The sequence below is a fragment of the Streptomyces sp. NPDC006259 genome (genome assembly GCF_042870975.1).
Lineage (GTDB): Bacteria > Actinomycetota > Actinomycetes > Streptomycetales > Streptomycetaceae > Streptomyces.
Genome location: NZ_JBIAHY010000004.1, coordinates 452,753 through 470,311, shown reverse-complemented (window position 1 = coordinate 470,311; position 17,559 = coordinate 452,753). Strand labels below are relative to the sequence as shown.

Here is a 17,559-nt window from a genome sequence, read left to right as displayed (position 1 = left end):
GCCGGTCCGAGAGGTCCGAGTGGTGCTGTCACCGCGGCCGGCCGTGACGATGTTGCTGGTCAGGGCTCGATCGGAACCGGCCGCGGCGCTCTGGAGGGCTTGTCAGCCCAGGCGCTGCACCAAGGCGCGGTACTCGTCCCACAGCTCCTTGGGCGTGTGGTCGCCGAAGGTGTTGAGGTGGTCGGGGATCAGGGAGGCCTCCTCGCGCCAGATCTCCTTGTCGACGGTGAGGAGCAGGTCGAGGTCCTTCGCGGCGAGGTCCAGACCCTCGGTGTCGAGGGCACCCGGCGCCGGCAGGATGCCGATCGGCGTCTCGACGCCCTCCGCCTTGCCGTCCAGGCGCTCCACGATCCACTTCAGGACGCGGGAGTTCTCGCCGAAGCCGGGCCAGACGAACTTGCCCTCGTCGTCCTTGCGGAACCAGTTGACGTAGTAGATCTTCGGCAGCTTCGACGGGTCCTTCGCCTTGGCGACGTCGACCCAGTGGCCCATGTAGTCACCCATGTTGTAGCCGCAGAACGGCAGCATGGCGAACGGGTCGCGGCGCAGCTCGCCGACCTTGCCCTCGGCGGCGGCGGTCTTCTCGGAGGCCACGTTGGCGCCGAGGAAGACGCCGTGGTTCCAGTCGAAGGACTCCGTCACCAGCGGTACGGCGGTGGCGCGCCGGCCGCCGAAGAGGATCGCCGAGATCGGCACGCCCTTGGGGTCCTCCCACTCGGGCGCGATGATCGGGCACTGCGAGGCGGGGACGGTGAAACGGGCGTTGGGGTGGGCGGCCGGGGTCGCCGACTCCGGCGTCCAGTCGTTGCCCTTCCAGTCCGTGAGGTGGGCGGGCGGCTCCTCGGTCATGCCCTCCCACCAGACGTCGCCGTCGTCGGTGAGGGCGACGTTGGTGAAGACCGCGTTGCCCCACAGCGTCTTCATCGCGTTGGCGTTGGTGTGCTCACCGGTGCCGGGCGCGACACCGAAGAAGCCGGCCTCGGGGTTGATGGCGTAGAGGCGGCCGTCCTCGCCGAACCGCATCCACGCGATGTCGTCGCCGATGGTCTCGACGGTCCAGCCGCGGGTGGTCGGCTCCAGCATGGCGAGGTTCGTCTTGCCGCAGGCGCTCGGGAAGGCGGCCGCGACGTACTTCGACTCGCCCTGCGGCGGCGTGAGTTTGAGGATCAGCATGTGCTCGGCGAGCCAGCCCTCGTCGCGGGCCATGACGGAGGCGATGCGCAGGGCGTAGCACTTCTTGCCGAGCAGGGCGTTGCCGCCGTAGCCGGAGCCGTAGGACCAGATCTCGCGGGTCTCGGGGAAGTGCGAGATGTACTTGGTGGAGTTGCACGGCCACGGCACGTCCTCCTCGCCCTCGGCCAACGGCGCTCCGAGCGTGTGCACGGCACGCACGAAGAAGCCGTCGGAGCCGAGTTCGTCGAGGACCGGCTGCCCCATGCGGGTCATGGTGCGCATGGACACGGCGACGTAGGCGGAGTCGGTGATCTCGACGCCGATCGCGGAAAGGTCCGAGCCGAGGGGGCCCATGCAGAACGGGACGACGTACATCGTCCGGCCCTTCATCGAGCCGCGGAAGACGCCCTTCTCACCGTCGGCGCCGTTTCCTTCCCCGGTGAAGACGGCCCGCATCTCCGCGGGGGCCTTCCAGTGGTTGGTCGGGCCCGCGTCCTCCTCCTTCTCGGAGCAGATGAAGGTGCGGTCCTCGACCCGGGCGACATCGGTCGGGTCGGATGCCGCGTAGTAGGAGTCGGGGCGCTTGACCGGGTCGAGCTTCTTGAAGGTGCCCTTGGCGACCAGCTCCTCGCAGAGCCGGCGGTACTCGGCCTCGGATCCGTCACACCAGACCACGTTGTCCGGCTGCGTGATTTCGGCGATCTCGTTGACCCACGAGATCAGTTCCTGGTGCTGGGTCGGGATGACGGGGGGAGCCGCGATGTCGCGCGCCACGATCGCTCCTAGGTGAGGGATTTTGTCCTTGTCTGCCCCGTGGGGGCCGCGGCCCGGATGCTTCGCAGCAAGCTGCTGAGCGCTCATCCGGTGCCGACCGCACTCATTTGATCATCCGACGCAGGGGCGCATCTGTCCAGAGGGCATCACAGATGAGCGGCGTGAGGCTCGCCACGTCACCGTCCGGCACCCCCGCGGCCCCCTCGTCGGGCGGGCGAGAGGACGACCGCTCCTGTCCGCCGGTCCCGTCCGCCCGTCTCGTGGCGTACCAGCACGGCTGATCACCCGACCCCTCCTCCCCCAGGACCCCGACCTCTCCCTCCCCCCAGGGCGCCGACTCCTCCCTCCCCCAGGGCCGCGGCCGCAGAGACCGTGGCCCTTTTCCGCACCCTGGACCCGGACACCTGTTGACAGTATCCACCTTTTGAGAGTTACTCTCATTTCATGGTTACCGTCACTTCAGTTCCCGTCGCTCCACCCGATCCCCGCCGCTGGTGGGCGCTCGCCGCCCTGGTCGCGAGCATGCTGACGCTCGGCTTCGACATGACGATCCTCAACGTGGCGCTCTCGACGATGGCCCAGGACCTCGGAGCGTCCACCGGTGAGCAGCAGTGGATGGCGGACTCCTACGTCGTCGTCTTCGCCGCGCTGATGCTCCCCGCCGGCCTCCTCGGGGACCGGTTCGGCCGACGCCGGATGCTGATCACCGGGCTGGGCGTCTTCCTGGCCGGCTCCCTCGCCGGAGCGCTGGCCGACGGAGTCACCGCGGTCATCGCCGCCCGCGCCGTGATGGGCGTCGGAGCGGCGCTGATCACCCCGCTCGCCCTGTCCGTGCTGCCCTCGCTGTTCGCGCCCGACGAGCGCACCAAGGCCGTCGGCATCGTCTCCGCCGGCTCCACGCTCGGCCTGCCGCTCGGACCGATCCTCGGCGGCTGGCTGCTCAACCACTACTGGTGGGGCTCGGTCTTCCTGATCAACCTGCCGATGGCCGCCATCGGCATCGCCGCCTGCGTCTTCCTCCTCCCCGAGACCCGTTCCCACTCCCGGCCCCGCACCGGCGGGGAGCCGCCCGTCCCCGCCTCCCCGCAGGTCGACGCCGTCTCCACGGCCCTCACCGCGGCCGGACTCGGCACCCTCATCTACTCGATCATCGAGGCCCCCACCCGCGGCTGGACCGACCCGCTGGTCCTCGCCCTGTTCGGCGCCGCCGCCGTGCTGCTGACCGCGCTGGTCCTGCGCGAGCGACAGGTGGAGCGGCCCATGCTCGACATGACCCTGCTCGCCCGGCGCGGTTTCCTGTTCAACGCCCTCGCCGCGACCCTGGTGATGTTCGTGCTGACCGGCCTGATGTTCGTCCTGCCGCCGTACCTCCAGACCGTCCTGGGCCACGACACCCTCGGCACCGGCGTACGGCTGCTGCCGATGATGGGCGGTCTCATCCTGGCCGCGCGGGCCGCCCAGCCGGTCGTCGTCCGCTTCGGGTCACGGGCCGTGGTCAGCGCCGGCCTGGTCGTCCTCGCCTTCGCCGCCCTCCTCGGCAGCCGCACGACGATCGACTCCGGGTACGGCTTCACCGCCCTGTGGCTGACGGTCGCCGGTATCGGCTTCGGCTTCTCGATCGTGCCCGCGATGTCCGGTGCCCTCGGCACCCTGTCCGCCGACCGGGCCGGAAGCGGCTCCGGGCTGCTGATGACCCTGCGTCAGGTGGGCAGCGCGATCGGCATCGCCCTGCTGGGCAGCCTCCTCGCGAGCGCCTACCGCGACCGCCTCGACGTCACCGGGCTGCCCGCCGGGACCGCCGACACCGCCGCGGAATCCGTCGTCGCGGCGCATGTCGTCGCCGACCGGGCGGGCGCGGCGGACCTGGTGGCCTCCGCGAACGGCGCGTACGTGCACGGCATGGATGTGGCCATGCTGGTCTGCGGTGTCGCCGCCCTCGTCGCCGCGCTGCTGGCCGCCGCGTTCCTGCCGGGGACCGTGCGCGGCACCCCGACCGCCGCCCCTGACCTGGCCGCCCGGAAGGCCGATGCCCGACAATGACCACCATGACGGCCGCACGCTCTCCCCTCTCCCCCGCCGACCGCCCCCAGCTCGGGCTCCGCGAGCGCAAGAAGATCAGGACACGCGAGGCGATCCGCACCGCGATGTACGCGCTGGTCGAGGAGCAGGGCTACGAGGCGACGACGATCGAGCAGATCGCCGAGCGGGCCGAGGTGTCGCCGTCGACCGTCTTCCGCTACTTCCCGGCCAAGGAGGACATCGTCCTCACGGACGAGTACGACCCGATCCTGATGGAGGAACTGCGGGCCCGACCCGCCGACGAGCCGTGGCCGGACACCATCCGGCACGTGATGCTGGCCGCCGCCCGCGTGGGCGTGGCGGAGGACCCGCGCGTGGCGCGGCTGCGCACCCGCCTGATGGTCGACATCCCGGCGGTGCGCTCGCGGATGATGGAGAGCATGTCGGTCACCGGCCGCATGATCTGCGTCGCGCTCGCCGAGCGCACCGGCCGCGACCCGGACAGCCTGGAGGTCCGCGTCTACGCGATGTCCTTCATCGGCGGCCTGATGGAAGCCTCCCTGTACTGGGCCGAGAACAACCACGAGGGCGAGTTCACCGCCCTCGTGGACCGCGCGCTGGACGTCCTGGAGCACGGCCTCCGCAAGGAGAATCCCTGAGATCCCGTCGGGCCCCCGTGCCATCCTGACCAGGTGAACGCACCCCAGATCCGCGTCGACGTCGCGGCCGAGCTGGCCCTGTTCGTCCCGCCCGCCCGGCGCTCCGGCGCCACCGCCCTCGCCGTCGACGGCGTCTCGACCCTCGGCCATGTCGTCGAGTCCCTCGGGGTGCCCCTCACGGAGGTCGGCACCCTGCACGTCGACGGCCGCGCCGTGCCGGTCTCGCACATCCCGGCCGACGGCGAGGCGGTGAGCGTACGCCCCGTCGCCCGCCCCCAGCGGGTGCCGGGCGCCCCCTTGCGCTTCCTCCTCGACGTCCACCTCGGCACCCTCGCCCGCCGGCTGCGGCTGCTCGGCGTGGACACGGCGTACGAGTCCACCGACATCGGCGACCCGGCGCTCGCGGCCCGCTCGGCGGCCGAGCGGCGGGTCATGCTGAGCCGCGACCGCGGCCTGCTGCGCCGCCGTGAGCTGTGGGCGGGCGCCTTCGTCTACAGCACCAGCCCCGAGGACCAACTCCGCGACGTCCTCGACCGGTTCGCCCCCGACCTGCGCCCCTGGACTCGCTGCACCGCCTGCAACGGACTGCTGGGCGAGGCCACCAAGGAAGAGGTCGCCGATCAGCTGAAGGGCGGCACGCGGAAGTCGTACGACGTGTTCGCGCGCTGCCTGGACTGCGGGCGGGCGTACTGGAAGGGCGCGCACCACGAACAGCTGGAGGCCATCGTGGAACGCGCCCTCCGGGACTTCGCGGGCGACCGCTGACGCCGCTTCGCCCCGCCCCGCTTCGCCCCGCCCCGCCCGCACACGAGCCCCGCCTTGCGGCCCTCCGGGTCACCCGGACCCGCCGCCGGACCCGCTGGCCTGAGGGGAAGGGCCGACGGGCGGGGCGGGCGAGAAGGGTCGGCGGGCCGACGGGCCGGCGGGCGCGAACAGGGGCGACGGAGCGGGCCGGGAGCGAGGGCCAGGACAAGGCACGGGGCCGGCGCGGTCGACGACCGGGCCGGGCTCCTCGGCGCACGGCGGGCCTTGGCGGAAGGCGGGTCCTCGGCGCAGGGGCGGGTCCTCGGCGTAGGGCGGGCCCTCGGCGTAGGGCGGCCGCTCGGCGTGCGGCGGGCCCTCGGCGCGCGGCGGGCACGCTCGCGTGCGGTCCCCTCACCTCACGGAGTGACCTTCGCCCGCAGCGCGTCCACCTCCGTCACCGGCAGATCGCACACGAAGCCCCGGCAGACGTACGCCGTCGGCGCCCCGCCCACCAGGACCCGGTCCGCGAGCAGCGGAAACTCCTCGCTGTCCGGCGTGCCGCAGGCCACCACCGCGCCCGGCGCGGTCGCCAGCAGCGCGGCGCGATGCAGCTCCCGCGTGGCGGGGTCGTCGAGCGCGGGCCCGACGACGGCCACCTCACGCGGCCCGTCGAGCAGCGCCTCGGCGGCGGCCAGTCCCCACCCGATGAACCGCGGCACCCTCGGCCCGAGGGCCTTGACGACCCCCAGGGCCTTCTCCGCGGCGGAGCGGTGCGCCTGCGAGCCGGTGTGGGCGGCGTACGACAGCAGCGCCCCGGCCGCCGCCGACCACCCGGAGGGCACCGCGTTGTCGGTCGGGTCCTGCGGGCGCCGGATGAGCTGCTCGGCGTCCGAGGCGGTGTCGTACAGCGACCCGGACTCGGGGTCGGTGAACCGCGCGAGCACGTGGTCGAGGAGGATCCCGGCGAAGTCCAGCCAGACCCCCTCGCCCGTCACCCCCGCCAGCGCGAGGAAGCCCTCGGCGACGTCGGCGTAGTCCTCCAGGACCCCCGCGTTGGCGCCCGCCTTGCCGTCCTTGCTGGTCCGGGAGAGCCGCGCCTGGTCGTCGAGGTGCAGCCGGACCAGGAGGTCGGCGGCGCCGACCGCCGCGTCCACCAGGTCGGGCCGGTCGAAATAGGCCCCGGTCTCGGCGAGCGCGGCGACGGCGAGGCCGTTCCAGGCGGCGACGACCTTGTCGTCCCGGCCGGGCGCGGGCCGCCCCGCCCGCACGGCCAGCAGCCGCGCCTTCACCGACGCGATCTTCTCGGCGTCGAACACCGTCTCCTGCTGCGGAAGCTGGAGGACGGACGCGCCCTCCTCGAAGGTGCCCTCGGCGGTCACCCCGAAGTAGGCGGCGGCGACGGCCGCGTCCTCGGCGCCGAGGGCTTCGGTGAGCTGCTCGGGCGTCCAGACGTAGTACGCCCCCTCGACATGCCGGCCGGTCCCGTCGTCGCTGTCGGCGTCCAGCGCGGAGGCGAACCCGCCCTCGGCGGTGCGCAGTTCCCGCACCATGAAGTCGGCGGTCTCCAGCGCGACCCGGCGGGCCTGCTCGGAGCCGGTGGACCGCCACAGGTGGGCGTACACCCGGCACAGCAGCGCGTTGTCGTACAGCATCTTCTCGAAGTGCGGCACGATCCAGTCGCGGTCGACGGAGTAGCGCGCGAAGCCACCGCCGAGCTGGTCGTAGATCCCGCCGCGAGCCATCCGCTCGCAGGTGTCCCGCGCCATCTGGAGGGCGCCGTCGGCTCCGGTACGCGCGTGGTGACGCAGCAGGAACTCGATCACCATGGACGGCGGGAACTTCGGCGCCCCGCCGAACCCGCCGCGCTGCGGGTCGTACTCCCGGGTCAGTCCGAGCAGCGCCTGCGCCAGCTGCTGCTCCCCGGGTGCCAGGCTGTCGCCGTAGGAGATCTCGCGCCCGGCGAGGTCGCGCACGATCTTCCCGGCGACCTCGGCGACCTCGTCCCGCCGCTCCCCCCAGGCCTGCCGCACCCCTTCCAGCACCTGCCGGAAGGACGGCATGCCCTGCCGGGGCGCGGGCGGGAAGTAGGTGCCGAAGTAGAACGGCTCGGCGTCCGGCGTGAGGAACACGGTCATGGGCCAGCCGCCCTGCCCCGTGGCGGCCTGCACGGCCTCCATGTAGACGGCGTCGACGTCGGGCCGTTCCTCCCGGTCGACCTTGACGCTGACGAAGTGCTCGTTGAGGTAGTCCGCGGTGGCCTCGTCCTCGAAGGACTCGTGGGCCATGACATGACACCAGTGGCAGCTGGAGTAGCCGACGCTGAGCAGCACCGGCACCCCCCGTCGGCGCGCCTCCTCGAACGCCTCCGCCGACCACGGCCACCAGTCCACCGGGTTGTCGGCGTGCTGGAGCAGGTACGGGGACGTCTCATGGGCCAGTCGGTTCGCCATGAGGTCCATCCTGCCGCAGGACCCGTCCCGGAACGCGTCAGACGTCTCCCGGCCCGCGCTCCCGCACCGCGTGCCCCCACTTCCGGCACGGTTCACACACCCTCGCACCCATGGGGACCGCCGCGAGTCGGACTTGGCAGGCCGACTCTGGCGGTTCGGGGTTGGCAGGCCGGGCTCGGCGGGGGCAGTCGCACGCGGCCATTGCGCCCGGCAGGCACGGCGGTCCGGCCCCGCTTGGCGGCCAGCTCTAGCAGGCCGGCTTGACGGGCCAGCTCTAGCAGGTGGGCTTGGCGGGCCTGCCTCGGCGGGGGCAGTCGCGCGTGACGGTTGGGATCGACAGACACGGCGGTCCGGCCGGCCTAGCGGGCCGGCTCTAGCAGGTGGGCTCGGCAGGCCGCCTCAGCGGGGGCGGCAGTCGCGCGTGACGGTCGGGCCCGACAGACACGGCGGTCCGGCCGGCCTAGCGGGCCGGCTCTAGCAGGTGGGCTCGGCAGGCCGCCTCAGCGGGGGCGGCAGTCGCGCGTGGCAGTCGGGCCCGGCAGGCACGGCGGTCGGGCAGGGTTTCCGGGCTGGCTTTGCGGGCCGGCTCTGGCAGGCCGGGCCTGGCAGGCCAGCTCGGCGGGGGCAGTCGCACGCGGCCATTGCGCCCGGCAGGCACGGCGGTCGGGCAGGGTTTCCGGGCCCGGCGCCCGGCGGGCAGACGCGGGAGCTGGTGGGGGTGACCGTCGAGGATGGAGGAGGACCGGGAGGGCACGGCGGCGCGGGCCGTCGGCACCGCTGCCCGGCAGGGGCGGGCGGCGGTGTCGGCGGTCGGCGGTCCGTCCGGTGGTGCGACCCGCCTCAGCCCTTGGCGGGCGTGGTCCTCTCCGGGGCGGGCCCGCCGGAGGCGTCCTCCGGCGTCTCCACGAAGTCGACCTTGCCCATGCGGCGGTTCATCGACTTCATCAGGCCCCACACCGCGATCGCCATCGCCGCGAAGACGATGAAGCCGAGGACGCCGGGGGTGACCTTGTTCTCGTCGACCTCCTTGGCGAGGGGGACGAGGTGCGTCATTGCCAGGCTCACGCTTGCGCTCATGTCAGGCATTGTCGCGGATGCCCGCAAAGAGGTCGTCCTCGGGGAGGGAGGTATCGACGAGCGATTTCGCCAGCTCGTACTCCTCCGTCGGCCAGACCTCCTTCTGCACGTCCATCGGCACCCGGAACCAGCCTCCGTCGGGATCGATCTGCGTGGCGTGCGCGATCAGCGCCTTGTCGCGGATCTCGTAGAAGTCGGCGCACGGCACGTGCGTGGTCAGCGTGCGCTCGACCCGCTCGAACTCGCTCCAGCGCTTGAGCCAGTCCCCGTACGGCGACTCCAGACCCCGGTCGAGCATCGCCTGGTGCAGCGCCTCGGTGCGGGGACGGTTGAAGCCCTGGTTGTAGTAGAGCTTCAGCGGCCGGTACGCCGGCCCGAACTCGCTCTCCGGATACTTCGCGGTGTCGTCCGCGCCCTCGAAGGCCACCATCGTGATCTTGTGGGTCATGATGTGGTCGGGGTGCGGGTAGCCGCCGTTCTCGTCGTAGGTGGTGATCACCTGGGGGCGGAAGGAGCGGATCTGCTTCACCAGCTCACCGGCCGCCTTGTCGACGTCCTCCAGGGCGAAGCAGCCGTCGGGCAGCGGCGGCAGCGGGTCGCCCTCGGGCAGTCCGGAGTCGACGAAGCCGAGCCACTCCTGCCTGACCCCGAGAATCTCGCGGGCCTCGTCCATCTCCTTCTTGCGTACCTCGTGGATGTGTTCCTCGATGTACCGGTCGCCCTGGAGCTTGGGATTGAGGATGGAGCCGCGCTCCCCGCCCGTGCAGGTCACGACCAGCACGTCCACCCCCTCGGACACGTACTTCGCCATGGTGGCCGCGCCCTTGCTCGACTCGTCGTCGGGGTGGGCGTGCACGGCCATCAGTCGCAGCTGGTCAGTCAAGACTCAAATCCTCAGTAAGTCGGCGCCCCCGTGGCACGGGGTGCGATCGGCGGCTTCTATAGTGACCGAATCGGGGGGCCAATAATTCCGTGGGCCTGCCCGGGCGGCCCACTTTCGGACCTTCGCCCAAGCGGCCGGAGGCCTTGCCGAGAGGACGATCATGAGTACGGCGAGCACGCGACCGCCCGAGGGCCGCTACGGCCGCTCCTCGGACGAGCGCGCGGACCGCACACTCAAGGTCGCCGGCGCCGTGCTGGGCGCGCTGCTGCTCGCGTTGATGGGCTACTTCGCCTACCACTACGTCGCCCAGAACAAGATCAGCGGCGAGCTGATCACCTTCAAGGTCTCGGACGACTCGGTGCGCGTGCACCTCGAGGTCCGCAAGGACGCCGGTGCGAGCGGTTACTGCACGGTCCGCTCACAGGCCGAGAACGGCACCGAGGTGGGCCGCGCGGACTTCCGTTTCTCCGGGCCACAGACGCGCATCGACAAGGTGGTCACCCTTCGTACGGCGTCCCGGGGGACGACGGCGGAGTTGCTCGGCTGTCACGCGGACTGATCGTCATCCGGAATACGTAGGCACTGACCTGCGTTGTCCCGATTCTTATGGCTTATGTCCTCCCCCTTGAGCCGCTGAATTGTTAGGCTCGTGGTTTCGCCCATCCCTGGAGGAACATGCTTCCGGGTAGGGCGATGCTTTGTTATCCCAGTACCGACGAGGAGCACCCTGTGACCCAGACCAGCGAGAACGTCACCTGGCTCACCCAGGAGGCGTACAACAAGCTCAAGGATGAGCTTGAGTACCTTACTGGTCCTGCGCGCACCGAGATCGCCGGCAAGATCGCGGCCGCGCGTGAGGAGGGCGACCTGCGGGAGAACGGCGGGTACCACGCGGCGAAGGAGGAGCAGGGCAAGCAGGAACTCCGCATCCGCCAGCTGACCCAGCTCCTGGACAACGCCAAGGTCGGCGCCGCCCCGGTGTCCACGGACGGTGCGGTGGCACCCGGCATGGTCGTGACGATCGCCTTCGACGGTGACGAGGACGACACGCTGTCCTTCCTGCTGGCCTCGCGCGAGTACGCGAGTTCCGACATCGAGACCTATTCGCCGCAGTCGCCGCTGGGCTCCGCCGTGATCGGCCACAAGGTCGGCGAGGACGCGGAGTACGAGCTGCCCAACGGCAAGAAGGCCTCCGTACGTCTCCTCAAGGCCGTGCCCTACGACGGCTGACCGGCCCTCGCCGGTTCCCGGCCCCCTCATCCCCGACCGGACCCCCGGCGCCCCCGTGGCGCCGGGGGTCTCGTCATGCCGTGTGGTGTGGTGCGGTCATGCGGTGGCCGAGCGGTACTTGCGGACCGCCAGCGTGCGGAATATGAGGACGATCAGCACGGAGTAGATCAGGGAGGCCCAGACCGGGTGCTGCATCGGCCAGGCGTCGGAGGCCGATTGTCCGGGGTTGGCGAACAGGACGCGGCAGGCCTGGACGGTGGCGCTGAAGGGGTTCCATTCGGCGACGTGTCGCAGCCAGGGCGTCATGTTGCCGGTGTCCACGAACGCGTTCGAGATGAAGGTGACCGGAAAGAGCCAGATCAGTCCGCCGGAGGTGGCCGCCTCGGGGGTGCGGACGGACAGACCGATCAGGGCGCCGATCCAGGTGAACGCGTAGCCGAGGAGGAGCAGCAGGCCGAAGGCGGCCATCACCCTGGCGGCGTTGGTGCTGCCGTCGGAGCCGACCCGCCAGCCGACCAGGAGCGCGACGACGGCGAGGACGAGCAGGGTCAGCGCGGTCTGCACGAGGTCGGCGAGGGTGCGGCCGGTGAGGACCGCGCCACGGGCCATCGGCAGGGAGCGGAAGCGGTCGATGAGGCCCTTGTGCATGTCGTCGGCGATGCCCGCGCCGGCTCCGGCGGTGGCGAAGGTGACGGTCTGCGCGAAGATGCCCGCCATGAGGAAGTTCTTGTAGTCGGTGGCGCTGGTGCTGCCGCCGATCCGCATCGAGCCGCCGAAGACGTAGGTGAACAGCACCACGAACATGATGGGCTGGATGAGCCCGAAGATGACCATCTCGGGGATCCGGGACATCCGGATCAGGTTGCGTTTCGCAACGACCAGGGAGTCCCGGACGCTCTGGCCGAGCGGGTTGCCGGGGGCCGTGCCCCGGAGGGCTTCGGTGACGGCGCTCATTTCACGGTCTCCTTGCCGTTGTCCTCGGGCTTGTCCTCGGCGACGTGTCCGGTGAGGGACAGGAAGACGTCGTCGAGGGTGGGGCGGCGCAGACCGATGTCGTCGATCTCGATGCCGCGGATGTCCAGCTCGCGGATGACCTCGGCGAGGAGCTTCGCGCCGCCGGTGACGGGCACGGTGAGCTTGCGGGTGTGCTCCTCGACGGTGGTGTCGCCCTTGCCGAAGCCGGCCAGGACCTGGAGCGCGGTCGGTATGTGCTCCCGCTCGTGCACCACGACCTCCACGCGCTCGCCGCCGGTGCGGGCCTTGAGCTGGTCGGAGGTGCCGCGGGCGATGACCCGGCCGTGGTCGACGACCGCGATGTCGTGCGCGAGGTGATCGGCCTCCTCCAGGTACTGCGTGGTCAGCAGCAGTGTGGTGCCGCCGGAGACGAGACGCTTGATCACCTCCCACAGCAGCTGGCGGTTGCGCGGGTCGAGACCGGTCGTCGGCTCGTCCATAAACATCACGGGTGGTGAGACCACCAGCGCGGCGGCCAGGTCGAGGCGGCGGCGCATTCCTCCGGAGTAGGTCTTGGCGGTGCGGTCGGCGGCGTCCGCGAGGTCGAACTGGTCGAGCAGTTCGGCGGCCCGGGCCTTCGCGGCCTTCGCCCTCATCTGGTAGAGCTGCCCGACCATCTGGAGGTTCTCCCGGCCGGTCAGATACTCGTCGACGGCGGCGAACTGGCCGGAGAGGCCTATCGAACGCCGCACCTCGTTGGGGTTCTTGAGCACGTCGAAGCCGGCGACCACGGCCCGGCCGCTGTCCGGGCGCAGAAGGGTGGTCAGGCAGCGGACCGCGGTGGTCTTGCCCGCGCCGTTCGGCCCCAGGAGGCCGAGGACGGTGCCCTCCGGGACGTCGAGGTCGACGCCGTCCAGAGCCTTGACGTCACCGAAGGTCTTCACCAGACCTTCGGCATGGATGGCGCCTGGCATGTGAGTCTCCACGTCGTCGGGGATTCTTCGGAAAGCCTAGGTTTGTACGTTTCGTTCCGCTCGATCGCGATGCGCCGAGCACGCCGGCGAGGTGGCGTGACACACACCATAACGCGATGTATCGCGTCCTTCAATGGACTTACCCGAAGGAGTGACAAGAGGGTGCGACCTGGACCTCCGACCACGGCCGAGGTGCGCGCCGACCGTCGACAGGGGGAGGAAGGGGAAGGGAAAGGCGGCGGGGGAGGGCGGGCAGCGGCGGCCATCAGTCGCGACCGACTCCGGCCGTCTGACGGGTCGGCGACCGCCGTCAGTCGCGTCCGGCTCCGGCCGTGAGACCGGGTCGGCGACCAGCGTCGAGCGCGTCCGGCGAAGGTGCCGAGCGGGTTCGGCGACGGCGTCGAGCGGGTTCGGCGAAGGTGCCGAGCGGGTTCGGCGACGGCCGTCAGTCGATGACCGTGTAGCCGGCCTCGCGCAGGGCGTGGCCGACCTCGGCGCAGTGCACCGGCCCCTTCGTCTCCAGGTGCAGTTCCACCTCGGCCTCCGTGAGCCCGAGCCGCGGGTCGGTCCGTACGTGACTCACGTCGAGAACGTTCGCGTCCACCATCGACAACACCCCGAGCAGCGTCGCCAGCGCACCCGGCCGGTCCGTCAGCCGCAGCCGTACCGCCAGGTAGCGGCCCTGGGCGGACGTGCCGTGCCGCAGCACGCGCTGCATCAGCAGCGGATCGACATTGCCGCCGGAGAGCACCGCGACCACCGGCCCCTCGAAGGCGCCCGGCTCGCTCAGCAGTGCCGCCACGGGACTCGCCCCGGCCGGCTCGACCACCAGCTTGGCCCGCTCCAGACACAGCAGCAGAGCCATGGCCAGGGCATCCTCCGACACCGTGCGGACCTCGTCCACCAGGTCTCCGACGATCCCGAACGGCACATCACCGGGCCTGCCCACCTTGATGCCGTCCGCCATCGTCACCGGACTGCGCAACGACACCGGCCGCCCCGCCGCCAGCGAGGGCGGATACGCCGCCGCGCCCGCCGCCTGCACCCCCACGATGCGCACGTCCGGCCGCAGCGCCTTCACCGCCACCGCGATGCCCGCCGCCAGACCCCCGCCGCCGATCCCGACGACGATCGTCCGCACCTCCGGGCACTGCTCCAGGATCTCCAGACCCACCGTGCCCTGCCCCGCGATCACGTCCGCATGGTCGAAGGGATGGATGAACACCGCGCCGGTCTCCGACGCGTGCTCCTGCGCCGCCGCCAGCGTCTCGTCGACCACCTGCCCGTACAGGCGCACCTGCGCGCCGTACTCGCGGGTCGCGCTGATCTTCGGCAGCGGGGCGCCCTTCGGCATGAACACCGTGGACCGCACGCCCAGCAGGGTGGACGCCAGCGCGACGCCCTGCGCGTGGTTGCCCGCACTCGCCGCGACGACCCCGGCCGCCCGCTCCTCCGGCAGCAGCCCGGCGATCCGCACGTACGCGCCGCGCAGCTTGAACGAACCCGTCCGCTGGAGGTTCTCGCACTTGAGGTGCACCGGTGCCCCGACGAGCTGCGACAGGTGCCTGCTGCCCTCCATCGCGGTCACCCGCGCCACGCCGGAAAGCATCTTCTGGGCGCCGCGCACATCGTCGAGAGTGACGGGCCGCAAGGAGTCAGCCGTGCGGTAGCTCATGACACAAGCATCGCAGTTCACAGGCGGAAACGACCGCTGTGACCAACCACCGAGACCGGTTTCCGCAGCGCCGGTACGACCCGCCCCCGGGCCGCGTACCCTGTCCCCCAACCCAGCACCCATTTCATGAAGTGAGCCCCCGGCCATGCCCACAACACCTGAAATGTCGATGGACATGACGACCGTCGGCGACACCGGTCTCCTCGACACGCTGCAGCACGAGGTCGCGCTCTTCGCTCGCCGTGCCGAACAGACTCGGCTCGGCGGGGTCGGGCAGGTACGCAACTCCATGGACCGCGCCGCGTACCTGCTGCTCAACCGCCTCGACAAGGAAGGCCCGATGGGCGTCAAGGCGCTCGCCGCGAGCATGGGCATCGACTCGTCGACCGTCACCCGACAGGTGGCGCCGCTGGTCGACACCGGCCTGGTCAAGCGCACCTCGCACCCCGAGGACGGGCGGGCGGTGGTGCTCCAGCTGTCTCCGCGCGGGCTGTCCCGGCTCGACGAAGTGCGTTCCTCCAGACGTCAGTTGATGGCTGAACTGACCCATGAATGGAGCCCGGAGGAGCGCGAGGCGTTCTGCGCGCTCCTCACGCGCTTCAACACCGCGCTGTCCAGCCGGATGGCCTCCCACGGCATGGCCGGCACGGAGCCCGCACCGGCTTCCTGAACGCCCCCGCGCGCGGCGCGCATCCGCGCGTGCGCGGCTCTTGACCGACGGCCCGCCCCTGGCCTCATATGAGACCGGGTCCCCGTTGTCGCAGACCGGCCGGGATCCGTGGCCAGGGGGTCGCCGGCAGGCGGGAGGCGCGCGATGCGAGCACGGCATGCGGCCCGGGACGCCCGCCGGGCCAAGGAGTTCGAGGCGTTCGTGGCCGGCGCGGGCGGACGGCTGACGCAGACCGCCACCCTGCTCACCGCGGAGTCCCACGAGGAGAACCCGCGCGCGCGACGGCTGCTGACGCACGCCCTCGCGCACACGTACGCGTGCTGGGACCGGCTGCACGGCGAGGACCCCTACGACCACGCCCGCCGGCACCTGGCCATCCGCTTCGCCGACACCGCGTGGCATCAGTACGCCCCCCTGGGCCGGACCCGCCGACATCTCGCCGGTCCGCTGGCCGGCCTCACCCCGCAGGCCCGCCTGATCCTGGTCCTCAGGCTCTACGAGGGCGTCGGCGAGGAACAGGTCGCGGCCCTTCTCGGCCTGCCGAGGGAACACGTCCACACGGTCTGCGACCGCGCGACGGCGACCGTCCTGCACCCACCCCGCGCACCCTCGCCCCCGGTCACCGAGGCGAAGACGGCGGCGACGTGAACCGGGCCCAGCGGGAGGCCGCCGTACGGCAGATCATGGAGCGGACGGTGCCCCGGCTGCCGCCCGAGCTGCACACGGACGCCGTCCGCCGCGGCACCCGCGTGCTGCGCCGCCGCGTCCTCGCCCGGCGTCTGCTGTGGCTGCTGCTGGGGACGGCGGCCGTCGCGTTCGCCGTCTGGGCGGCGGTGGCCGAACCGTGGGTGGAGCCGCCGTCGGAGACGACCCCACCCCTGACCGGCTGGTGACGCCGGCCCGCCGTCCGGGTCCTCGCGTTCGCATCGCGCCGCGCTCGGGCCCGGGCACCGCACCGCGTCACCGCGCCCGCGCCCGATCAGGGCCGGCAGGCCCGCCCGACCATGGCTGACCAGGGCTGACCAGCCATGATCCGAACGGAAGACCTAGCCGAGGGCCTGCTGGAGGTCCGCCAGCAGGTCGTCGATGTTCTCGATGCCGACCGAGATCCGCACCAGGTCGGCCGGGACCTCCAGGGCCGAACCGGCCGCGGAGGCGTGCGTCATGCGCCCGGGGTGCTCGATCAGCGACTCGACGCCGCCGAGGGACTCGCCGAGGGTGAACACCCTGGCGCGGTTGCAGACCTCCACCGCCGCCTCCTCGCCGCCGGCCACCTGGAACGACACCATGCCGCCGAACGCCCGCATCTGCTTGGCGGCGACCTCGTGACCGGGGTGCTCCGGAAGGCCCGGGTACAGAACGTTCGTCACGCGCGCGTGCCGCGTCAGCATGTCGGCGACCTTGGTCGCGTTCTCGCTGTGCCGGTCCATGCGCACCGACAGCGTCTTCGTGCCGCGCAGCACCAGCCAGGAGTCGAAGGGCCCGGCGACCGCGCCCATCGCGTTCTGGTGGTACACCAGCTCCTCGCCGAGTGCCCGGTCGCCCACGATCAGCGCACCGCCGACGACGTCCGAGTGCCCGCCCATGTACTTGGTCAGCGAGTGCACGACGACGTCCGCGCCGAGCGCCAGCGGCTGCTGGAGATACGGCGTGGCGAAGGTGTTGTCGACGACGAGCCGGGCGCCGGCGTCCCGCGCCACCTGCGCGACGGCCGCGATGTCGGTGATGCCGAGCAGCGGGTTGGAGGGGGTCTCCACCCAGACCGCCTTCGTCTTCGGGGTGATCGCGGCCCGCACGGCGGCCGGGTCGCTGGTGTCGGCCACCGACCACTCCACGCCCCACCGGGAGACGACCTTCGCGAACAGCCGGAACGTGCCGCCGTACGCGTCGTTCGGGATGACCACGTGATCGCCCGGGCTGAGCAGCGTACGCAACAGGCAGTCCTCGGCCGCCAGTCCGGAAGCGAACGCGAGACCCCGGACGCCGCCCTCCAGGGCGGCCAGGTTCTCCTCCAGCGCGGTCCTGGTGGGGTTGGCGCTACGGCTGTACTCGTAGCCGCCCCGCAGGCCGCCGACGCCGTCCTGCTTGTACGTGGAGACCTGGTAGATCGGCGGGACCACCGCGCCGGTGAGGGGATCGGCGGTGTTGCCCGCGTGGATCGCGAGGGTCTCGAAATGCTGACTGATGTGCCTGTCGCTCATGAGCACCGAGCGTAATGCGCCGGAGGCGAAGGTGCGGGACGGCGGGTGCCCGTCGCCGCGCACCGCGAGGTTTTCC

At 71.6% G+C, this 17,559-nt stretch carries 16 protein-coding genes; 8 read left to right on the top strand and 8 right to left on the bottom strand.

The window, feature by feature from the left end; all coding sequences use genetic code 11:
• Positions 1-102: 102 nt before the first annotated feature.
• On the bottom strand, positions 103-1,947 hold the full coding sequence (locus tag ACFYO5_RS18750) for a phosphoenolpyruvate carboxykinase (GTP) (RefSeq protein WP_388709836.1): 1,845 nt from the start codon (positions 1,945-1,947) through the stop codon (positions 103-105).
• Positions 1,948-2,391: 444 nt separating this feature from the next.
• On the opposite strand from ACFYO5_RS18750, the gene ACFYO5_RS18745 reads away from it, so the two are divergent.
• The 3 genes from ACFYO5_RS18745 to ACFYO5_RS18735 are packed head-to-tail and all read left to right on the top strand — an operon-like array spanning position 2,392 to position 5,390.
• On the top strand, positions 2,392-3,987 hold the full coding sequence (locus ACFYO5_RS18745) for a DHA2 family efflux MFS transporter permease subunit (RefSeq protein WP_388709834.1): 1,596 nt from the start codon (positions 2,392-2,394) through the stop codon (positions 3,985-3,987).
• Positions 3,984-4,625: a TetR/AcrR family transcriptional regulator gene (locus ACFYO5_RS18740; RefSeq protein WP_388709832.1), complete on the top strand. Its 642-nt coding sequence runs from the start codon at positions 3,984-3,986 to the stop codon at positions 4,623-4,625. Before ACFYO5_RS18745 ends, ACFYO5_RS18740 begins: the two co-directional genes overlap by 4 nt.
• 33 nt (positions 4,626-4,658) lie before the next feature.
• The gene (locus tag ACFYO5_RS18735; RefSeq protein ID WP_356560114.1) at positions 4,659-5,390 is read left to right on the top strand and encodes a Mut7-C RNAse domain-containing protein; all 732 of its coding nucleotides are present in this window, start codon (positions 4,659-4,661) and stop codon (positions 5,388-5,390) included.
• Positions 5,391-5,785: 395 nt separating this feature from the next.
• Here ACFYO5_RS18735 and ACFYO5_RS18730 read toward each other — a convergent pair whose 3' ends face one another.
• The 3 genes from ACFYO5_RS18730 to mca form a co-directional block, all read right to left on the bottom strand.
• Positions 5,786-7,819, bottom strand: coding sequence for a thioredoxin domain-containing protein (locus tag ACFYO5_RS18730; RefSeq protein ID WP_388709830.1), 2,034 nt, complete (start codon positions 7,817-7,819; stop codon positions 5,786-5,788).
• Between the two features lie 840 nt (positions 7,820-8,659).
• The gene (locus tag ACFYO5_RS18725) at positions 8,660-8,905 is read right to left on the bottom strand and encodes a hypothetical protein (protein WP_356560116.1); all 246 of its coding nucleotides are present in this window, start codon (positions 8,903-8,905) and stop codon (positions 8,660-8,662) included.
• Positions 8,898-9,779, bottom strand: a complete 882-nt coding sequence (gene mca / locus ACFYO5_RS18720; protein WP_356560117.1) for a mycothiol conjugate amidase Mca — start codon at positions 9,777-9,779, stop codon at positions 8,898-8,900. Before mca ends, ACFYO5_RS18725 begins: the two co-directional genes overlap by 8 nt.
• Positions 9,780-9,939: 160 nt before the next feature.
• Here mca and ACFYO5_RS18715 point away from each other — a divergent pair, with 160 nt between their 5' ends.
• Positions 9,940-10,338 carry a DUF4307 domain-containing protein gene (locus tag ACFYO5_RS18715; RefSeq protein WP_388709827.1) on the top strand — a complete coding sequence of 133 codons (399 nt, stop codon included), beginning with the start codon at positions 9,940-9,942 and terminating at the stop codon, positions 10,336-10,338.
• 170 nt (positions 10,339-10,508) lie between these two features.
• A complete protein-coding gene (greA, locus tag ACFYO5_RS18710) occupies positions 10,509-11,009 on the top strand; it encodes a transcription elongation factor GreA (RefSeq protein ID WP_356560119.1) in 501 nt (166 codons plus the stop codon).
• Positions 11,010-11,105: 96 nt separating this feature from the next.
• Here greA and ACFYO5_RS18705 read toward each other — a convergent pair whose 3' ends face one another.
• The 3 genes from ACFYO5_RS18705 to ilvA form a co-directional block, all read right to left on the bottom strand.
• On the bottom strand, positions 11,106-11,963 hold the full coding sequence (locus ACFYO5_RS18705) for an ABC transporter permease (RefSeq protein ID WP_388709825.1): 858 nt from the start codon (positions 11,961-11,963) through the stop codon (positions 11,106-11,108).
• The gene (locus ACFYO5_RS18700; RefSeq protein WP_388709823.1) at positions 11,960-12,937 is read right to left on the bottom strand and encodes an ATP-binding cassette domain-containing protein; all 978 of its coding nucleotides are present in this window, start codon (positions 12,935-12,937) and stop codon (positions 11,960-11,962) included. The genes ACFYO5_RS18705 and ACFYO5_RS18700 overlap by 4 nt, the downstream gene beginning before the upstream one ends.
• A gap of 445 nt (positions 12,938-13,382) precedes the next feature.
• Positions 13,383-14,612 carry a threonine ammonia-lyase gene (gene ilvA, locus ACFYO5_RS18695; RefSeq protein ID WP_388709821.1) on the bottom strand — a complete coding sequence of 410 codons (1,230 nt, stop codon included), beginning with the start codon at positions 14,610-14,612 and terminating at the stop codon, positions 13,383-13,385.
• A 163-nt stretch (positions 14,613-14,775) separates the two neighbouring features.
• On the opposite strand from ilvA, the gene ACFYO5_RS18690 reads away from it, so the two are divergent.
• From ACFYO5_RS18690 to ACFYO5_RS18680, 3 genes are all read left to right on the top strand, one after another.
• Positions 14,776-15,282 carry a MarR family winged helix-turn-helix transcriptional regulator gene (locus tag ACFYO5_RS18690; protein WP_388710419.1) on the top strand — a complete coding sequence of 169 codons (507 nt, stop codon included), beginning with the start codon at positions 14,776-14,778 and terminating at the stop codon, positions 15,280-15,282.
• 144 nt (positions 15,283-15,426) lie between these two features.
• Positions 15,427-15,930, top strand: coding sequence for a sigma factor-like helix-turn-helix DNA-binding protein (locus ACFYO5_RS18685; RefSeq protein ID WP_388709819.1), 504 nt, complete (start codon positions 15,427-15,429; stop codon positions 15,928-15,930).
• Complete coding sequence (locus tag ACFYO5_RS18680) at positions 15,927-16,175, top strand: hypothetical protein (RefSeq protein WP_388709818.1); 249 nt, start codon at positions 15,927-15,929, stop codon at positions 16,173-16,175. Before ACFYO5_RS18685 ends, ACFYO5_RS18680 begins: the two co-directional genes overlap by 4 nt.
• Before the next feature lie 153 nt (positions 16,176-16,328).
• Here the strand turns inward: ACFYO5_RS18680 and ACFYO5_RS18675 are convergent, their stop codons facing one another.
• Positions 16,329-17,483: a cystathionine gamma-synthase gene (locus tag ACFYO5_RS18675; RefSeq protein WP_388709816.1), complete on the bottom strand. Its 1,155-nt coding sequence runs from the start codon at positions 17,481-17,483 to the stop codon at positions 16,329-16,331.
• Between the last annotated feature and the right edge of the window lie 76 nt (positions 17,484-17,559).

Excerpts from the sequence above, each read along its gene's own strand:
- ACFYO5_RS18685 (WP_388709819.1), top strand. The coding sequence starts at position 15,427 with ATGCGAGCACGGCATGCGGCCCGGGACGCCCGCCGGGCCAAGGAGTTC.
- ACFYO5_RS18675 (WP_388709816.1), bottom strand. The coding sequence starts at position 17,483 with ATGAGCGACAGGCACATCAGTCAGCATTTCGAGACCCTCGCGATCCAC.
- ACFYO5_RS18730 (WP_388709830.1), bottom strand. The coding sequence starts at position 7,819 with ATGGCGAACCGACTGGCCCATGAGACGTCCCCGTACCTGCTCCAGCAC.
- ACFYO5_RS18725 (WP_356560116.1), bottom strand. The coding sequence starts at position 8,905 with ATGCCTGACATGAGCGCAAGCGTGAGCCTGGCAATGACGCACCTCGTC.
- ACFYO5_RS18705 (WP_388709825.1), bottom strand. The coding sequence starts at position 11,963 with ATGAGCGCCGTCACCGAAGCCCTCCGGGGCACGGCCCCCGGCAACCCG.
- ACFYO5_RS18700 (WP_388709823.1), bottom strand. The coding sequence starts at position 12,937 with ATGCCAGGCGCCATCCATGCCGAAGGTCTGGTGAAGACCTTCGGTGAC.
- ilvA (WP_388709821.1), bottom strand. The coding sequence starts at position 14,612 with ATGAGCTACCGCACGGCTGACTCCTTGCGGCCCGTCACTCTCGACGAT.
- ACFYO5_RS18690 (WP_388710419.1), top strand. The coding sequence starts at position 14,776 with ATGTCGATGGACATGACGACCGTCGGCGACACCGGTCTCCTCGACACG.
- ACFYO5_RS18715 (WP_388709827.1), top strand. The coding sequence starts at position 9,940 with ATGAGTACGGCGAGCACGCGACCGCCCGAGGGCCGCTACGGCCGCTCC.
- ACFYO5_RS18740 (WP_388709832.1), top strand. The coding sequence starts at position 3,984 with ATGACCACCATGACGGCCGCACGCTCTCCCCTCTCCCCCGCCGACCGC.
- ACFYO5_RS18745 (WP_388709834.1), top strand. The coding sequence starts at position 2,392 with ATGGTTACCGTCACTTCAGTTCCCGTCGCTCCACCCGATCCCCGCCGC.